8 protein-coding genes are annotated in these 14,081 nt (G+C 64.7%); all 8 read right to left on the reverse strand.

Translation table 11 applies throughout. The annotated features are described in order from the left end of the window. Window positions 1-39: 39 nt before the first annotated feature. The 8 genes from addA to QM996_RS17240 all read right to left on the reverse strand — a co-directional run bounded on the left by addA (window position 40) and on the right by QM996_RS17240 (window position 14,078). Window positions 40-3,606 carry a double-strand break repair helicase AddA gene (gene addA, locus QM996_RS17205; protein WP_500268474.1) on the reverse strand — a complete coding sequence of 1,189 codons (3,567 nt, stop codon included), beginning with the start codon at window positions 3,604-3,606 and terminating at the stop codon, window positions 40-42. After that, the gene (gene addB, locus QM996_RS17210) at window positions 3,596-6,784 is read right to left on the reverse strand and encodes a double-strand break repair protein AddB (RefSeq protein ID WP_500268475.1); all 3,189 of its coding nucleotides are present in this window, start codon (window positions 6,782-6,784) and stop codon (window positions 3,596-3,598) included. The genes addA and addB overlap by 11 nt, the downstream gene beginning before the upstream one ends. Further along, window positions 6,781-7,512, reverse strand: coding sequence for a nucleotidyltransferase family protein (locus QM996_RS17215; protein WP_500268476.1), 732 nt, complete (start codon window positions 7,510-7,512; stop codon window positions 6,781-6,783). Before QM996_RS17215 ends, addB begins: the two co-directional genes overlap by 4 nt. A 10-nt stretch (window positions 7,513-7,522) precedes the next feature. Then, on the reverse strand, window positions 7,523-9,034 hold the full coding sequence (gene tsaE / locus QM996_RS17220; protein ID WP_500270345.1) for a bifunctional tRNA (adenosine(37)-N6)-threonylcarbamoyltransferase complex ATPase subunit type 1 TsaE/phosphotransferase: 1,512 nt from the start codon (window positions 9,032-9,034) through the stop codon (window positions 7,523-7,525). Then, window positions 9,034-11,448 (reverse strand): PAS domain-containing sensor histidine kinase, encoded by a 2,415-nt coding sequence (locus QM996_RS17225; protein ID WP_500270346.1) that lies wholly within the window; start codon window positions 11,446-11,448, stop codon window positions 9,034-9,036. The genes tsaE and QM996_RS17225 overlap by 1 nt, the downstream gene beginning before the upstream one ends. Before the next feature lie 371 nt (window positions 11,449-11,819). Beyond that, entirely contained in the window at window positions 11,820-13,220 is a 1,401-nt protein-coding gene (ahcY, locus tag QM996_RS17230) for an adenosylhomocysteinase (protein ID WP_429818749.1), read from the reverse strand. A gap of 166 nt (window positions 13,221-13,386) precedes the next feature. Then, the gene (locus tag QM996_RS17235; protein WP_336171437.1) at window positions 13,387-13,677 is read right to left on the reverse strand and encodes an HPr family phosphocarrier protein; all 291 of its coding nucleotides are present in this window, start codon (window positions 13,675-13,677) and stop codon (window positions 13,387-13,389) included. Continuing rightward, a complete protein-coding gene (locus QM996_RS17240; protein ID WP_065774303.1) occupies window positions 13,677-14,078 on the reverse strand; it encodes a PTS sugar transporter subunit IIA in 402 nt (133 codons plus the stop codon). Before QM996_RS17240 ends, QM996_RS17235 begins: the two co-directional genes overlap by 1 nt. Between the last annotated feature and the right edge of the window lie 3 nt (window positions 14,079-14,081).

Below are 14,081 nucleotides of genomic sequence, written 5' to 3' on the forward strand. Positions count from 1 at the left end.
ATGTGAGAGGGCGCCGCTGGATTTTCAATATCCGGTATCTCACTTTGTCGCGAGGTCTTCAAGGCTCCTGTCGAGCGCCCGATCGGTAACGACGTGGATTGCCGGCCCTTCGGTAAAGATCAGCACGCATCGGAACCTGTGCCCGGGATAGAGCGGCCGCAGGAGCTCGCGATAGATCGCCAGCTGTGCCTTGTAGGCGAAGGGAATATCCTCCTCAGAAGCCGGCACCTGTCGGTTCGTCTTGAAATCCGCAATGGTCACGATCCCGTCGCTGACGGCGAGCCGGTCTATGCGACCGGATACCGCGTGGTCGCGCGCGCCGAGCGTGAGCGTGCCCATGACCGAGACCTCGGCGCGGCTGCCGGCCGAGAAGAGTGCCTCAAGATCGGGGTGGTCGAGCACCTTCTCGACGCCGGCAATCAGCGCGGCGCGCTGCTCGGGCAACCAACGGGGCAGGGAGCGCAGGAGATAGCGCTCGGCTGCGGCGCGGCGATCATTGCCCGCAATGGAGGGCAGGACCTGCAGCAGGCGGTGCAGGATGGCGCCGCGCAACATCGAGAGATTTGCCGGTGCTTTTTCCGAAAACAGCGCGGACCCGACGAGCCCATCGCCGTCGTCCTCGTCGATAGCGATACCGACGCCGGAAGGGCTGAGCGGGCGTGGCAGCCGCTTCTGCGGTGGCAACGGTGTCGAAAGCGCCTTCGGCAGGCCCGACGCCGGGCGGCTGGCATCCGGCGAGGGCGCTTCCTTCGAGGGAAGGACGCGCTCAAGCTGCCTTTCGCGCCAGGCATGGCCGGACCATTCCTCGCCGCCGGCATGGAAGGTCGTCGGATGGCCGCGGCCGCTTTCGTCCCCGGCCAGGCTCGTTTGAACCATAGCATGCCATGTTTCGGCGGCGGCCCGTTGTCCGCGGTAGCCGCAGACGACCAGACGATCGGCGGCGCGAGTCATGCCGACATAGAGCAGGCGCCGATATTCTTCCTCGGCGAGCGTTTTCAGACGATCGCTGTCGGCGGTGATCAGCGAGTTCGACTCTGAGCCCGGCGCCCGCCACACCGGCAACGACAGGACCGCGCCATTTCCTCGAGGAAGCTCGAGGAAGCGGAGAGAAGGGACATGCTGGTTGCTGAAAGGTGCGCCGCCGCCATCGACGAGAAAGACGACGGGCGCTTCGAGACCCTTGGCGGCGTGCACGGTCATGATCCGGACCTCGTCGCGTTCCTTGTCCTGTTCGCGCTTGACCGTCGGCGCTTCCATTTCCAGCGTCGAAACGAAGGCCTGCAGGCCCGGGAGGCCGCTTCTTTCCTGGTCGAGCGCGAAGGTGAGGAATTCGTCGAGAATGTCGCTGACCTCGGTGCCGAGCCGCGCCAGGAAGGCCGCCCGGCCGCCGTGCACGCCAAGGATGCGGGCATAGAAATCGTGCGGTGCAAGCTGGTTGGCGAGCGCCATATAGCTTTTGAGCGACTTTTCTGCCTGGTGGAACAGGATCCCCTCGGCAGCCTCGGCCTGCAGACGCTGCCAGAGGCTTTCGCCTACCTTGCGGCGCGCCGCGAGTTCGAACAGCGCGTCTTCCCCGAGATTGAACAGCGGGCTTTTCAGCAGTGCGGCGAGCGACAGGTCGTCCTGCGGCAAGAGGACGAAGCGGCCGAGAGCCAGCAGGTCCTGAACCGCGATATGTTTGGTGAGCACCAGTCGGTCGGCGCCGGCGACCGGAATGTTGTTGCGGCGCTTGAGCGCCCGGGTCAGCGCATTGACGAAGGCGTCGCGTTTGCGGACCAGCACGATCACGTCGCCCGGACGCATCGGCCGGCGAACGCCCTTCTCGACGATCGTCTCCTTGCCGATCCAGCTCTCCAACACGCCGGCGATCCGCCGTGCGAGGATATTGACCGGTGCGCTCTCAGGCGTCGCGTCGAAGGCCGCCGTCCATTCCTCGTCCGTGTCCATCGGTTCGGCGGCAATCACGTCCCAGATATCGACCGCACCGGGATGGCCGATGCGGTTCGAAGCATGAACGACCGGTTCGCTGCGGGCGCTGAGGCCCCGCGCATGCGCCGGATTGGAAAAGACTGTATCTACGGCCGAAAGCACGTCGACGGTCGAGCGGAAGGAGAGTTGCAGGCGGATGGGCGCGAAGGCCTTGCCGCCGTCGCGCACCCGCCGTTCGGTTTCCTGGCTCTCGAGCGAAAACCGCTCCGGCCGCGCGCCCTGGAAGGAGTAGATCGACTGTTTCTCGTCACCGACGGCAAACAAGGTGCGGTTGGCGCCGCGGGCGCTTTCGCCGGAGAAGAAATCGGCGGCCAGCGCCTGGATGATGGTCCACTGCGCCGGGCTGGTATCCTGCGCCTCGTCGACGAGGATGTGGTCGATACCCTGGTCGAGCTTGTAATGCACCCAGGCGCTGACGTCGCCGCGGGCAAAGAGCGCCGCCGTGCGGTTGATCAGGTCCTCGAAATCGAGCTGGCTGCGGCGTCGCTTGAGTTCCTCGTAGTCGACGTTGAGCCGTTCGGCGAGCGTCAGCGCCGCAAGCGTCGCCTCGAACATCTTGAGAATGCTGATGTGATCGATACAGGCGACGACATGGCGGTAGGCTTCGTCCACCAGGTCTATGAGATCGGGGGCGGCCTGCTGCATCGCCTTGTTGAGGAACGTGGATTGGGCCCGGGCCTTACCGGTTCCGGTGAAGAACAAGTGCCGGAGACCATCATAGCGGGCGCTCACGTCCGTGAGCTTGGAAACGGTTCGAAGCCCCTCGGCAAAGTCGAGCACCTTTGTTCCGCCGACACTCATGGCAAGTGAGAAGTAGCGTTCCAGGGCCGCGCCGTTCAGTCCCGCCAACGGCCAGATCGCGGCCATGGCACTGTCGACGCTTTCATCCGACGCCAGCTTCAGGGCCCTGCGCAGCTCGGCCTCAGTGCCGCCGAGCGCGGCGGCATGTTCGAGAAAGGTCTGGATCGAGGTCCGGTTCTCGACGATCGCCGCGAGCAGCCTTTCAAGCCCGGTGTCGTCGGCGAGGTCCAGAACGGTGGCAAAGGCGCGCGCCAGTTCCGGATCGTCCTTGGCTGCCGTCGCCGTCAACAGCATGCGGCGCGCATCGGCAAGCAGTACGGCGGCCGCGCGGTCGTCGAGGACCGAGAAATGCCCGGCGACGTTGGCTTCCAGCGGAAACTGATGCAGCAGCGCCTCGCAGAAGGCGTGGATCGTCTGGATCTTGAGGCCGCCCGGCGTCTCCAGCGCGCGGGCGAAGAGGCGGCGCGCCTCCTGCAGCTTCAGCAGGCCAGGCCGCTCGCCCTCGATCGCCTCGATCCGCTTTTCAAGCGTCGCGTCGTCGAGCGTGACCCATTCCGCCAGCCGTTCGAAGACGCGGTTCGACATTTCGGACGCCGCCGCCTTGGTATAGGTGAGGCAAAGGATCGCCGAGGGACGGCAGCCGGCGAGCAGCAGCCGGATCACCCGCTGGGTCAGCACGTGCGTCTTGCCGGATCCGGCATTGGCCGAAACCCAGGCGGAACGCGCGGGATCGGAGGCAAGCGACTGCCGGCGCGAGGTCCAGTCGAGCCAGGCTTGCGGCGTCGCCTGCTCGGGGCCGAGGCTGTCATCCCTCATCGCCGTTCTCCTCCTCGCTATCGGCCGTCGACCATTCGGCCACACGTGCCAAATGGTCGTATTCGCCACCGTAGTCGCGCTCTTTCTGAACAATCAGCCGGGAAGCAAAGCCGTGTTTTCCCGAAAGAAGGGCGCTGAGCAGTTTTCTGAGCTCGGCGAGGGACTCGTCGGCAAGCTGGTCCGCGGATCTGGTCTCCTTCGACCTGCTGCCTTCGTTGTTGACCGCATCCGACTTGAAGCGTGAGCCGGGCTTGAGCCGGACATAGAGCAGCGACTGCGGATGGCTCGGCGGCACGTCCTTGAAGGCGCCGGCCTTGAGCGCCGCCGCCTCCAGGGCGAGCTGTGGGTCAAGCAGCACGCGGGCTTCCGTCGCCGATGGGCTGGAGCCGGTCTTGTAGTCGATGATCTCGACGCTGCCGTCGGTCAGCGTATCGAGCCGGTCGGCGATGCCGGTCAGCCGCATGTCGGCGATGCCCAGTTCCATCGATGCCGGAACCTCGGTGCGCGAGTGGCGGATGAAGCGTGCGCGTTCCCGCTCCCACTTGATGAAAGCCGCGCCGACGGCGGCGAAGCGTGGCCGCCAGATCGTGTCGATATGCGTGGGCAGCCGCGCCTCGTCGAAGGCATCGTTCAGCAGCCGATGCATCCGCTCTTCGGCTGCAGGCGACATCAGATCGACGTCGGAGCGCACGAAACGCTCGACGATCTGGTGATAAAGCGTGCCGCGTTCGGCCGGACCGGGGTCGCTGTTGAACGGCAGCAGCGGATGCAGGCGAAGGATGCGCCGGGCGTAAACCGCATAGGGGTCGCGCCTCAGCCGCGAGACCTCGCTGAAGGAATACTTGCGCGGCTGCAGGTCCGCCGGCGGCTTGGGCGCCGGGCGTTCGGCAAGCGGCTGCCGCCCTCCGTCGTCGAGCATCCGGGCCCAGGTCAGATAGTCGGCGCCGTTGGCCTGCAAGGCCTCAACCAGCCGGTTGCCGCCAAGCGCCAGCAGGCGCTGCAGCCAGCGTGAGGCGACGGTCGGTGCCGCGCCCTGGCGCATCGAGCGGGTGAAGATGAGGCGCCGTGTGCCGCAGGCCATCTGGAAGTCGTGGGCGAGCTGGCCGATGCGTCGCTCCGGCGGTTCGAGACCGATGCCCGTCTTCATCGTGCGCGACAGGAACGGATCGTTGGCGGTCTGGCCCGGCCAATTGCCCTCGTTCATGGCGCCGAGCACCACCAGATCCATGCTCTGCAGGCGTGATTCCAGCGCGCCGAAGATGAAGACCCGCGGATGGCGCATGGAACGCGGCTTGACCGCTGCGCCGGCGGCGAGCGCCTCCATGACATCGCACCATTGCGGCCCATCTGCCGTCATCTGGCCATCGGTTTCGATGATGCCGCGAAGCAGGGTCGCGAGCGTATCCGCCGCCTCGCCGGACCAGAGCCCGCTGAGATCGCCGCGCTCGTCGGCCGAGGCCGCTTCCAGCGCCTGGCCGGTCCGCGTCGCCCAGTCGGCAAAGGTGAATTCTTCCGAGAAAACACGGCTGCCGTCCTTGCTGCGGCTCAGAGCGGAAGCGAGCGGCGCCACTGCGTGGCCGATCTTCATCGCCAGATCGCGGGCTGCCTGAAGCTCCTCGGCGCCGATGCCGACGCGCCATTCCGGCGGGTGGCGATCGACCTTGTGCCCGGCAATGGCCGCGTTGAGCAAGGGTTCCAGAGCGAGGATATCGACGGTTGCGGTGCTGCCGCGCAGCGCCATGCGTTCGAGCGCGTCGGCGCCCTGGTGCATCGTCTCACGCGATAGCCCGAAGCGCGCCAGCGGGTGCTTGAGCAGCGCCACGAAGGGCACAGGATCGCCGGGGCGCAGACTAGCCTCCAGAAGCAGGCGCATGAAGCTGCCCTGAGGCGTCGAGGATAGCGGCGTGCCGGCGGAATCGTCGGCCTCGATACCAAAGCGGGCAAGCTCGGCGCCGACCCGTCGTGCGAGATTTCGGTCCGGCGTGATCAGTGCTGCCTGGCTATCCTCGCTGCCTTCGAGCGCCAGCCGCAACGCGACGGCAATGACGGCGGCCTCCTCGCGTTCGTTGGCGGTCTCGATGAGGGCCGCATCCCTGAAGGCGGCGTGCAGCTCGCCGCCATCGAGTTCGCTGCGCCTTTCGGTCCAGGCATTGGTTGCCTTCGCCGGCAGAAGGGCATGCGAGAGGATCTCGGCGCGGAAGTCGAGGTCCGTCTCGGCGTCGGCCAGGGTGGTCACGTCCGACCGGATGACGCCCATGCGCTTCAGCAGCCGGTAGAAGCCGTATTGCGGATGGCTGCGGCTTGCCGGGTCTGGCCTGCCGTCAAGCGCGGCGTCGGCGACGATCATCTCCCATTCGGCATCGCTCATCGTCTGGTCGAGACCGGGCAGCACGATCGTGCCGTTTAGAAGCTTCTGCACGGCGGCAATGAGCGCGGCGGTCGCGGGAATGGAGCCGGTCGAACCGGCGATGATGATCGGGCCCTCGATCTTGCCAGCGGCGATGCGCTGCGTCTCGGCCTGCAGGATAGCGTTGCGGTGGCGGGCAGGGGAGGATTGCTTGAGCTCTTCCAGCCGCTCCGGCCAGTAGCTGCGGGCAATCTTCAGGAATTCCAGCGTCAGCTGCCACCAGAGGGCATGTTCGCCGGCATCGAGCTTGTCGAGCTTGTCCCAGTCCAGCTCTTCCGTCTCCATCGCGTCGACGAGATCGGCGAGATTGCGCGCGAGCCAGATCGCATCCGCCGGGCTTGCCGGCGCGATCAGCGGGCTCTCCGCATGGATGTCGAGCACCACCTTCGGCAGCCGGTTGCGCCACGCAAGAATCAGCCGGCCAAGCTCGATCAGACGCGCGGTACCGGGCAGGGGCGGGGCCAGATCGAGGATCGCCGGTACCTCGGCGTCGAAGAAGCCGCTGTCGTCGTCGGTCTCGCCGAGTGCCTTGATGGTGGGCAGGATGGTGGAACGGCCACCGAGCAGATCGACGAATTCGGATCTGAGCACACGGGCCGAGCGCCGCGTCGGCACGAAGATCGTCACGCCGGCAAGCGGCAGGGGGTCGGCCGGATCGTAGCGGAAGTCCGGGGTCAGGCTGCCGTCGCAAAGCCTTTCGGCGAGCGTCTTCAGGAACGGGAGGCCGGGCGGGATCGTGAAGACGTTGGACCGGCGGCCGCGCACGCTCATCCTCCCGGCTGATGGCGGCGGATCGCCGCTTCCGCTTCGCCGATCGCTTCGGGCGTGCCGACCGTCATCCAGTGCCCCTCGAGCAGGATGCCGTGAAGGCGTCCCTTCTCGGCCGCACGGTCGAAGTAGATGTTGAGGTTGAAGGCGTCATCCGGCGCATCGGAAAAAAGCCGGGAGTGAAGCGCGATCGCGCCGGCATAGACCACCGGGTTCGGCAGACCTTCCTTGTAACGCGTCAGCGTCCCGTCGGCGCCGAGCGAAAAGTCTTTCTTGCCGTTGTGCCCGGTCGTGTCCTCGTCGCGCACGCAGAGCAGCAGCATGTCCATGCGATCAGCGTCGAAAGCTGCGGCGAGCCGCGTCAGATTACTCGGTACCCCGGAGGGTTCGCCGACCCAGAAGAGGTCGGCATTCATCACCAGAACCGGGCCATCCGGCAAAAGCTTCAGCCCCTTCGCCAGGCCGCCGCCGGAATTCATCAGCGCGTCGCGCTCGTCCGAGATCAGGATCTCGGGCGCGCTCCGCCGGCTGAGATGCCCTTCCATCTGATCGGCGAAGTGGTGCACGTTGACCGCGGCCCTGGTAATGCCTGCCTCCACCAGCAGGTCCAGCACGTAGTCGATCATCGGCTTGCCCGCGATTTCCACGAGCGGCTTCGGTATGGTGTTGGTGATCGGGCGGAGCCGGGTGCCGAGGCCCGCGGCGAGCACCATCGCATTGCTGATCGACATTGCTTCTCTGTCAGTTCGCTGATTCGGAAACGAGGATTCCGGTCTTCATACACCAGTCGTACAAGGGTTTCAGCGATTCATGTGTGAGCGCCGCCTGCAGATAGGCGAAAGTGCGCGGCATGTGTTTCATATAGCCGGGCTTGCCGTCTCGCTGCATCAGCCGCACCCAGATGCCGACGAGCTTGCAATTGCGCTGTGCCGACATCAGGTGCCAGTCACGCAGGAAAGTTTCCTCGTCGAAGCTACCGCTTGCGCGCCGTTCCGCGAGATAGGTTTCCATCATCCGGCTGGCGAGCGGTGGCTCGATGGTCACACGCGCGTCCTGCACCAGCGAGGCGACGTCATAGGCGGTCGGACCGATCATCGCGTCCTGGAAATCGATGAGGCCGATCCGGGCGAGACCTTGGCGATCCCCACGCCAGATGATGTTCGGCGAGTGGAAGTCGCGCAAGAGCAGGTTCGTCTCGGAGGTCTGCAGGAGATCGATGAGGCCGTCCCAGATGTCGGCATATTCACGCTTCTCGTCGTCGCTTGCCGGCTCGCCGCGTTTCCAGGGCAGGTACCAGTCGGTCAGGAGCCGGGTCTCGATCTTCATCGCTGTCCGGTCGAAATCGGGAATGTGGTGGCTGACCGCCGGAGCGACGATGATCTCCTTGTCGGTCTGCTTGGCATGGAGGCGGGCGAGCAGTCGCGCGCTTTCGATATAACGCTCGGCGATCGGCTCTCCCGCCGCATCGAGCACGCCATCCGACCCCAGGTCCTCGATCAGCAGGATGCCCTGGTCGAGATCGCGGGCGTAGATCGCCGGCGCCGCAAAGCCGCGTGCAATAAGCAACTGGTCGATGGCGACGAAGGGAACGACGTCTTCGGCGATATGCGCGAGCTGCTGGTAGTATTTGCCGTCCTGCAGAATGGGGCCGGGCTTGTGCCTTGGCGCGTCCATCAGAATCCGGCTAACGGAACCGTCCGCCGGGTAAATGCGCTCATAGGCCCGGATCGAGGCGTCACCGCTCAGGTGCCGGCGCCGTGCGTTCGGGTGACCGTTGTGATCGAGAAAGTCACGGATTGCGAGCGTGCGGGCGATGCGCTGCAGCTTTTCGTCCGGACCGGAGATTTCGACGCGGCGCCCATCGCCTTCATGGGCAATCGTCAGCGTGATGCGGCCGGCGGGGAGAGCGTCGTCCGCCCGTTCCGGCCATTCGACGAGACAGATGCCTTGCGATAGCGCCTCGTCGAAGCCGAGCTCGTCCAGTTCGCTGGAATCAGCCAGCCGGTAGAGATCGAAATGCGCGACCGGAATGCGAAGGTCATAGGTCTGGACCAGGGTGAACGTCGGACTCGGGACCTCCAGGCCGTCGTCATCGGCAAGCGCCCGAAGGAGCGCGCGCGCCAAGGTCGACTTGCCCGCCCCGAGATCGCCCGAGAGCGCGACGCAGTCGCCGGGCTTCAGGGCCAGCGCCAGATCTTCGCCGAGCTCGATCGTTGCCGCCTCGCCCGTCAGGAAGCGCTCGATCGTCGACATCATTCGGCCGCGACGATGGTCGGCACTTCGGCCGAGGGAATGCGGCAGGTCACTTCCGTACCTTCGCCTTCCTTGCTGCGGATCGAGACGGTGCCGTGGTGCAGGCTGACGAAGCTCTCGACGATCGAAAGCCCGAGGCCGGCGCCGCCGCGCTGGCCGTAGCTTTCGAAGCGATTGAACACGGTGTCGAGCACATCCTGCGGGATTCCGGGGCCGCTGTCCGAGACCGAGAAGATGAAGTCGCTGCCCTCGCGGCGGCACTTCAGCTCGATGGCGCTGCCATCCGGCGCGAAGTTTGCGGCATTGGTGAGTAGCTTCACGAAGATCTGCTTCAGCCGCTGCTGGTCTGCAACCATGCGGCCGAGATTGTCAAGGGCGGTGATCCTGAGCGTCACGCCGCTTTCGAGCAGCCGGTCAGCCATCTGATGGGCGATATCATCGAGGAAGTCGGTGAGACTGATGTCGGACATGTCGAGCTGGACGATGCCGGCATCGACGGTCGCCAGATCCAGGATGTCGTTGACGATCGTCAGCAGCAGCGACGAGGACGTGGCGATGTGGTCGACATATTCCGCCTGCCGCTCGTTGAGGTCGCCGAAGGCCGGCGTCTTCAACAGATCGGCGAAGCCGATGATGTTGGTGAGCGGCGAGCGCAGCTCGTAGGAAACGTGGTGCACGAAATCGTTCTTCAGCGCATCCGCCTTGCGCAGCGCCTCGTTCTTTTCGGTGAGCGCCCGCTCGACCCGGACGCTGTCGGTGATGTTGACGAAGGTCAGCATCGTCTGCGCGTTCGGCAGCGGGATGACGGCGTAGTCGAGGATCAGCCCGGTTCGGAGCTCGAGAATGCCGCGGCTCGAAGGCCGTTCATCGTCGAAGCTGGTGATGATGTGGGTGAAACGCTTCCACCCGTCCGGCTGGTCGTAGGAGATGAGGCAGGCCTGCTCGATCGCCCGGATATGGGTACCGGGCTTGGCTTCCGCCTCGCTGATGCCCCAGATCGCGCGGAAGGCCGGGTTCGAAAGGCGAATGCGGCCGTCGGGGCCGAACACTGCCACGCCTTCGGCGAGATGGTCGATGGTCTCGCCCTGGACCTGAACCAGCGTGTTGTAGCGCGTTTCGAGATCGACCTTCTCGGTCAGGTTCTCGAACACCCAGGTGGCGCCGCCCTGCGGGCGGGCGGTGGCGAAGACGCGCAGCGTCTGGCCGTTCGGCAGGTGCCAGAGGTCGCTCTGTGTGTCGAGCGCCTGATAGACGGAAAGCGCGTTCGCCTTCCATTGTTTCCAGTTGAGCTGTTCCGGCAGCTGGCCGCCGGCCCGCAGCCGGTCGAGCACCTCGCCGTTGTCCGGCTTGCGCTCCAGGAAGCCGATGTCGAGGTTCCACAGACGCTGGAAAGCCTGATTGTAGAACTGCAGGCGCTGATTGCCGTCGAAGATCGCGACCGGGGTCGCAAGATGATCGAGCGTTTCGGCATGGCTCTTGAGCGTGCGATTGAGTTCTTCGCGCACGGCCTCGATGCCGGAGACGTCGATGGCGACGCCGGCCGAGCCGGCAGGACTGCGGGCATCGACCACGTCGAAGAAGGTGCGGTTGCCCTTGACGACGGTCGAAACCTTGTCGCGGAACGGCGTGTCGAAAGTGGAGACGGCGCGGATCTTTTCGCGCGCGACGGTCGCAAGCAGCTCGCGCCCTTCGGCGACCGCAATCGCGACGTCAGGAGCCTCGACCGCATCGGCATAGGCTTCGTTGACCCAGGTGAGCGCGCCATCCGTGCCGCGCTGCCAGACCGGCAGATCGATCGCGTCGAGAAGGGTGCGGAAAGAGACGAGCGCCGAATTGAGCCGGTCGTGCTCAAGTTTCAGCTCGGCGAGTTCGGCGCGCATGTTGTTGAGTGCGATGAAGCGTACGAAAGCCCGCCCGCCCGAAACCCGTCCCTGGGCCTCCAGGACTTCGTTGCGCTGCGTTTCGAGCACCAGGTCGAAACTGCGCGCCTCGGTACGCAGCGCATCGATCGCCTTTTCCAGTTCCCCGGCGGATTGCGCCTTGATCCAGCGGCCGAAGGCCAGGAACTCGCGGTCATCTGCCGGCGCGCCGGTTTCGGGCGGCAACTGGCCGAGCAGCTCGGCCCGCTCGAGCAGTCCGTCCCAGACGACGATCCGGCGGTTCTTGTCGGCCACGAGCGCCTGATAGCGTGAAAGGCGCTGGTTCGCGTCCGACAGATCGGAGCGCAGTTCGCGGTTTTCCGCTTCGATATTGCCGCGTTGGCGGATCAGCCAGATGGCCGAGATCATCGCTGCAGAAATGACGCCGATGAGCACGGAGAAAGTGACGACTTCCGAGGAGCCGAAGATGTTGGCCTTCTGCGGCGCGACCTGGGCGAGAGCATCCGTTGCTGCAAAAAGAGCGGTGCCGGCCATAAGGTGGCGCAGGAACTTCGGGCCCTTGCGGCGGGTGCCCGGAATAGCTGTTTGGTCTCTGTTCATGGCGCTGCCATCCCCGTCTGCCCGAAGGGTGCTGCCGGCCTTGTTGCGCCTTGCACAGTTCCACCGAGGCCCTGGTCAAGGGCCTGCGTCAGTTCCGATTGCATCCCCGGTCTGTCTCCGTCTGTTTGCCGCTTATCGACAAGACATCCCATCCGCGATGCCCAAGGTCCGCACCGGCATCACGAATCAATGGGTTAGAGCATACTTCCTAGTCGAATCGTCGGGAAGGGAGAGGCCCAAAAAAGCGGCCGCGCTCTCTTGTCAAGAACGCGGCCACAAGATGTTGTGGATTGCCCGGGTAACGATTAGTACCGGTAGTGCTCAGCCTTGAACGGACCCTGCGTCTTCACGCCGATGTAGCTGGCCTGCTCTTCGGAAAGCTCGGTGAGCTTGGCGCCGAGCTTCTTCAGGTGCAGGCGAGCGACCTTCTCGTCGAGCTGCTTCGGCAGGACGTAGACTTCGTTCTTGTACTTCTCACCCTTGGTGAAGAGCTCGATCTGCGCCAGGACCTGGTTGGAGAACGAGGCCGACATGACGAAGGACGGGTGGCCGGTGGCGTTGCCGAGGTTCAGGAGGCGACCTTCCGACAGCAGGATCATGCGGTTGCCCTTCGGGAACTCAATCATGTCGACCTGCGGCTTGATGTTCGTCCACTTCAGATTACGCAGCGCCGAGACCTGGATCTCGTTGTCGAAGTGGCCGATGTTGCCGACGATCGCCATGTCCTTCATCTCGCGCATGTGGTCCATGCGGATGACGTCCTTGTTGCCGGTCGTCGTGATGAAGATGTCGGCGCTCGAGACGACGTCTTCGAGCTGAACGACTTCATAGCCGTCCATGGCCGCCTGCAGCGCGCAGATCGGGTCGACTTCGGTGACCTTGACGCGGGCGCCGGCGCCGGCAAGCGATGCTGCCGAGCCCTTGCCGACGTCGCCGTAACCGCAGACGACGGCGACCTTGCCGGCCATCATCACATCGGTGCCGCGGCGGATGCCGTCGACCAGCGATTCCTTGCAGCCGTACTTGTTGTCGAACTTCGACTTGGTGACCGAGTCGTTGACGTTGATCGCCGGGAAGGGCAGCAGGCCCTTGGCCTGGAGCTGGTACAGGCGGTTGACGCCGGTGGTGGTTTCTTCGGTCACGCCCTTGATGGCGTCGCGCTGCTTGGTGAACCAGCCCGGCGAAGCCTCGAGGCGCTTCTTGATCTGCGCGAAGAGGATTTCCTCTTCCTCGGAACCGGGGTTCGAGAGCACGTTCTCGCCGGCTTCGGCGCGGGCGCCGAGCAGGATGTACATGGTGGCGTCGCCACCGTCGTCGAGGATCATGTTCGAGACGCCGCCGTCGGCCCACTGGAAGATCTTGTCCGTGTAGGTCCAGTATTCTTCGAGCGTTTCACCCTTGACGGCAAAGACCGGAACGCCGCTTGCGGCGATCGCGGCGGCGGCATGATCCTGGGTCGAGAAGATGTTGCAGGACGCCCAGCGCACGTCGGCGCCGAGGGCAACCAGCGTCTCGATCAGGACGGCGGTCTGGATGGTCATGTGCAGCGAGCCGGTGATGCGCGCGCCCTTCAGCGGCTTCGCAGCGCCGAACTCTTCGCGGCAGGCCATCAGGCCCGGCATTTCCGTTTCGGCGATCGCAATTTCCTTGCGCCCGAAATCGGCGAGACCGATGTCGGCGACGATATAGTCCTGAGTGGTGGTCATGGAATTCTCCGGGCTGATCTCTTCAAGCCGCATGGCTTCAACCGAACTGCGGCGCGATTATGCCTCCCGCGCCTGCGCGACGCGGTGAGAGTGCGATCGATCTATCAGGAATCAGGGGAGAGGGCAATATCGATATAAAGAAGTCTTTATATCTTTATATTGTCCATCACATCTCTTCGCCGAACTTGTCGGCGACCAGCGCGTCGAGCGCGTTCAGCGCCTCTTCGGCCTGCGCGCCGCTTGCGGTCACGCACACGCTGCAGCCGGTGCTGGCAGCCAGCATCATCAATCCCATGATCGACGTTCCGCCGACCGTCATGCCGTCCTTCGACACGGTGATCTCGGCGTCATAGGCCTCGACCGTCTGCACGAACTTTGCCGATGCCCGCGCATGCAGGCCTCGCTTGTTGATGATCAGCAGTTCGCGCGTCAGCGACATGTCGGGGCGATGATCCATTACTTACCACTCAGAACGCGGCTGGCGACGTTGATGTATTTCCGTCCGGCTTCCGAGGCTTCGACCAGTGCCTTGTCCATGTCGCTCTCGCCGCGTACGCCGGCGAGCTTGATCAGCATCGGCAGGTTGACGCCGGCAATCACTTCGACCGTACCGCTGCGCATCACCGAGATGGCGAGGTTGGAGGGGGTTCCGCCGAACATGTCGGTCAGGATGATGACGCCGTTGCCTTCGTCGACATTGGTAACGGCATCGAGGATATCCTGTCGACGCTGGTCCATGTCGTCCTCGGGGCCGATGCAGACGGTCTCTATAGCTTTTTGCGGACCGACGACATGCTCGAGCGCAAGTCGAAATTCCTCAGCCAGCTTGCCATGGGTGACAAGCACAAGTCCGATCATGGG

Origin of the sequence: Sinorhizobium chiapasense (assembly GCF_045277575.1) — a bacterium.
Lineage (GTDB): Bacteria > Pseudomonadota > Alphaproteobacteria > Rhizobiales > Rhizobiaceae > Ensifer > Ensifer chiapasense_A.

What these genes read in the sequence shown, in the direction of transcription:
- addA (WP_500268474.1), bottom strand. Translation starts at nt 3,606, where the DNA reads ATGAGGGATGACAGCCTCGGCCCCGAGCAGGCGACGCCGCAAGCCTGG.
- addB (WP_500268475.1), bottom strand. Translation starts at nt 6,784, where the DNA reads ATGAGCGTGCGCGGCCGCCGGTCCAACGTCTTCACGATCCCGCCCGGC.
- QM996_RS17215 (WP_500268476.1), bottom strand. Translation starts at nt 7,512, where the DNA reads ATGTCGATCAGCAATGCGATGGTGCTCGCCGCGGGCCTCGGCACCCGG.
- tsaE (WP_500270345.1), bottom strand. Translation starts at nt 9,034, where the DNA reads ATGTCGACGATCGAGCGCTTCCTGACGGGCGAGGCGGCAACGATCGAG.
- QM996_RS17225 (WP_500270346.1), bottom strand. Translation starts at nt 11,448, where the DNA reads ATGGCCGGCACCGCTCTTTTTGCAGCAACGGATGCTCTCGCCCAGGTC.
- ahcY (WP_429818749.1), bottom strand. Translation starts at nt 13,220, where the DNA reads ATGACCACCACTCAGGACTATATCGTCGCCGACATCGGTCTCGCCGAT.
- QM996_RS17235 (WP_336171437.1), bottom strand. Translation starts at nt 13,677, where the DNA reads ATGGATCATCGCCCCGACATGTCGCTGACGCGCGAACTGCTGATCATC.
- QM996_RS17240 (WP_065774303.1), bottom strand. Translation starts at nt 14,078, where the DNA reads ATGATCGGACTTGTGCTTGTCACCCATGGCAAGCTGGCTGAGGAATTT.